3 protein-coding genes and 1 pseudogene are annotated in these 2,881 nt (G+C 71.4%); 2 read left to right on the top strand and 2 right to left on the bottom strand.

All coding sequences use genetic code 11. The features are described from left to right. Both D452_RS0101245 and D452_RS0101240 read right to left on the bottom strand, forming a co-directional pair. A pseudogene (locus D452_RS0101245) lies at nucleotides 1–555 on the bottom strand (sensor histidine kinase); the annotation flags it as partial. Continuing rightward, nucleotides 556–1,278 carry a response regulator transcription factor gene (locus tag D452_RS0101240; RefSeq protein ID WP_017542346.1) on the bottom strand — a complete coding sequence of 241 codons (723 nt, stop codon included), beginning with the start codon at nucleotides 1,276–1,278 and terminating at the stop codon, nucleotides 556–558. A 198-nt stretch (nucleotides 1,279–1,476) separates the two neighbouring features. On the opposite strand from D452_RS0101240, the gene D452_RS0101235 reads away from it, so the two are divergent. Both D452_RS0101235 and D452_RS0101230 read left to right on the top strand, forming a co-directional pair. Next, a complete protein-coding gene (locus D452_RS0101235; RefSeq protein ID WP_017542345.1) occupies nucleotides 1,477–2,274 on the top strand; it encodes an exodeoxyribonuclease III in 798 nt (265 codons plus the stop codon). Nucleotides 2,275–2,514: 240 nt separating this feature from the next. Continuing rightward, a partial coding sequence (locus tag D452_RS0101230; RefSeq protein WP_239646303.1) for a PfkB family carbohydrate kinase occupies nucleotides 2,515–2,881 on the top strand: 367 nt, incomplete at its 3' end.

The following is a 2,881-nucleotide window of genomic DNA, read 5'->3' as shown; positions in this document are numbered from 1 at the left end:
CCCGATCAGCCAGCGGCCCGCCAGCGTCAGCCCGGCCAGCAGCAGGCCCGCGGTGATCGTCTGGGTCACCACCAGCCGCCAGGGGTACTGCTCCCGGTCGCCGGTGGGCACGCCCGCCACCATGATCGTGTCCGGGCGCAGCCGCACCGTCGCGCGGTAGGGCGCGACGTCGGGGGCGACGCCGTCCAGTTCGAAGATCTCGCCCGTCGCGCCGTAGTCGCGCCAGGTGCCGCTCCGGATGGTGCGGATGCGGTCCAGCACCACGTCCTCGCGGTAGCTGTCGCCGTAGACCTGGGTGATCTCGCCGGTGTCGTCGTCCAGCAGGACCACGAAGTACGGCGACGGGCTGGGCGCGTCCACGCCGGCGGGAGGGGTGTCGTTGTCCAGCCGCACCATCGCCCGCTCGGCCGTGAGCTGGAGCTGGGCGTCGATGCGTTCGGTGATGAAGCTGCGCAGGGTCAGAAACCCCACGACACAGGTCACCAGCAGCCCGGTACCGGTCACCGCGAGCAGTCCCACCAGCAGGCGCCGACGCAGTCCTCCGCGGTTGTTCATCTAGGCGCTGTCCGGGATGCGCAGGGCGTAGCCCACGCCGCGCTGGGTGTGGATGAGCGCGGGCCCGAGCGGGTCGAGCTTGCGGCGCAGGTAGCTGACATAGGTCTCCACGATCTGGGACTGCCCCTCGTAGTCCCAGCCCCACACGTTCTCCAGTAGCTGCGCCCGGCTCAGCACCCGGCCGGCGTTGGTCATCAAGTAGGCGAGCAGGCGGAACTCGGTGGGCGACAGCTCGATGGGCACACCGGCCCGCCGCACGCTCCAGGTGCGCTCGTTGAGTTCCAGGTCGTCGACCCGCAGCAGGCCCTCGTCGTTGCGGTCGGCGTCGCCGCCGTCGTCGCGGCGGGCGCGCCGCAGTAGCGCGTGCACGCGTGCCACGAGCGCTTCGACGGAGAACGGTTTGGTGACGTAGTCGTCGCCGCCCAGGGACAGCCCGGTGACGGTGTCGGAGGGCGTGTCGCGCGCCGTGAGGTAGATGACCGGGACTTCGTCGCCGGCGTCGCGCAGCTGCCGGCACACCTCGAATCCGCCGACGTCGGGTAGCAGGACGTCGAGCACGATGAGGTCGGGACGCTGCTCGTGTGCCTTGGCCAGGCACCCGCCACCGGTTTCGGCGGTATCCACGCTGAAACCGTGGAAGCGCAGCGCCGCCTGTACCAGGTCGCGGATGTTCGGCTCGTCGTCGACTACCAGGACGTGCGAGCGGGTCGCGGTCTCGCGCATGCATTCCACCTCTGAGCGGTTCCGGAGCGGCCTCCGGCCTGGCCTTCCATGATGCCGCAGCCGGGGGCGGCAGGGCGCACGCCGGCGGATGTTCGGGAATCGCGCCGATCTTGTAGCTACGGTCACGGGAAACCGGTTTCTTTGACGGTAGCTACAAGATCGGCGCCCGACACACGGAATCAGCGCTAGCCTGGCGGGGTGCGAATCGCGACGTGGAATGTCAACAGTGTCCGGGCGCGCGGCGAGCGGATCGCGGCGTGGCTGCAGCGCGGCGACATCGATGTCGCCGCCGTGCAGGAGACCAAGTGCCGCGACGACCAGTTCCCCACCGAGATCTTCACCGATCTCGGCTACGAGGTCGCCCACTACGGGCTCTCGCAGTGGAACGGCGTCGCCGTCCTCTCCCGCGTGGGGATCGAGGACGTGCAGACCGGCTTCCCGGGCCAGCCCGGCTGGGGCGAGACCGAGGCCCCCGAAGCCCGTGCGCTGGGTGCCACCTGCGGCGGCGTGCGGGTGTGGAGCCTGTACGTGCCCAACGGCCGCGAGGTCGACGATCCGCACTACGACTACAAACTGCGGTGGCTGGAGGCGCTGCGCTCCTACGGCGCCGAGCTCTTGGCCGAGGACCCGCGGACGCAGCTCGCGCTGTGCGGCGACTTCAACGTGGCCCCGCAGGACGACGACGTGTGGGACATGGCCGAGTTCGAGGGCAAGACGCACGTGACCGAACCCGAGCGCGACGCGTTCGCCCGCCTCGTCGACTCCGGGTTCGCCGAGGTCGTGCGCCCCTACACCCCCGGACCGGGGGTGTACACCTTCTGGGACTACAAGCAGCTGTCGTTCCCCAAGCGCAAGGGCATGCGCATCGACTTCGTGCTGGTCTCGCCGGCGCTGTCCGAACGCGTGTCCGGGGCGGTCATCGACCGCGAGGAGCGCAAGGGCAAGGGCGCATCCGACCACGCCCCGGTCATGGTGGACCTCGACGGCGGCGCCTGAGGGGCCGCCGAAAACGATCTCGGCGTCTCCACCGTTCTCCGGCGCGCTGCGCCGGTGAAAACCCGCGCTCGGCGGGACCGGGCCGGGCGGCGGCCCCCTGCGGCACCCGCATACCCGACGGGTTCCGAGCCGCGCCGGCGGACACGACCGGGGTCCGCGGCCGGCCGGTAGGGTCGGGGCGTGAGTTCGACCACCACTCCCTCGCACCGGCCGCGCATCGCGGTCTTCGGCAGCGTCAACATGGACCTCGTCGCCTACGTGGACACCGCTCCGGGCAGGGGCGAAACCGTCACCGGAACCCGGTTCCGCCAGGTTCCCGGCGGCAAGGGGGCCAATCAGGCGGTGGCGGCGGCCCGCGCCGGCGCCGCCGCCGCGTTCTTGGGCGCCGTCGGCGAGGACGCGTTCGGCACCCAGTTGCGCACCAACCTCGTCGGCTGCGGTGTCGGGGTCGCCGGGCTGCACACCCGGGGCGCGGCCTCGGGAACCGCCCACATCGTCGTGGAGTCCGACGGCGCCAACTCCATCATCGTGGTCCCCGGAGCCAACGCCGAGGTCACCGGCCTGCGCACGGGTGACCGGGAACTGATCGCGGGCAGCGCGGCCCTGC

Origin of the sequence: Nocardiopsis prasina DSM 43845, assembly GCF_000341265.1 — a bacterium.
Lineage (GTDB): Bacteria > Actinomycetota > Actinomycetes > Streptosporangiales > Streptosporangiaceae > Nocardiopsis > Nocardiopsis prasina.
The sequence above is the reverse complement of the archived record's forward strand: the minus strand, read 5'-3'. Positions and strand labels throughout refer to the sequence as shown.

What these genes read in the sequence shown, in the direction of transcription:
- D452_RS0101240 (WP_017542346.1), bottom strand. Translation starts at nt 1,278, where the DNA reads ATGCGCGAGACCGCGACCCGCTCGCACGTCCTGGTAGTCGACGACGAG.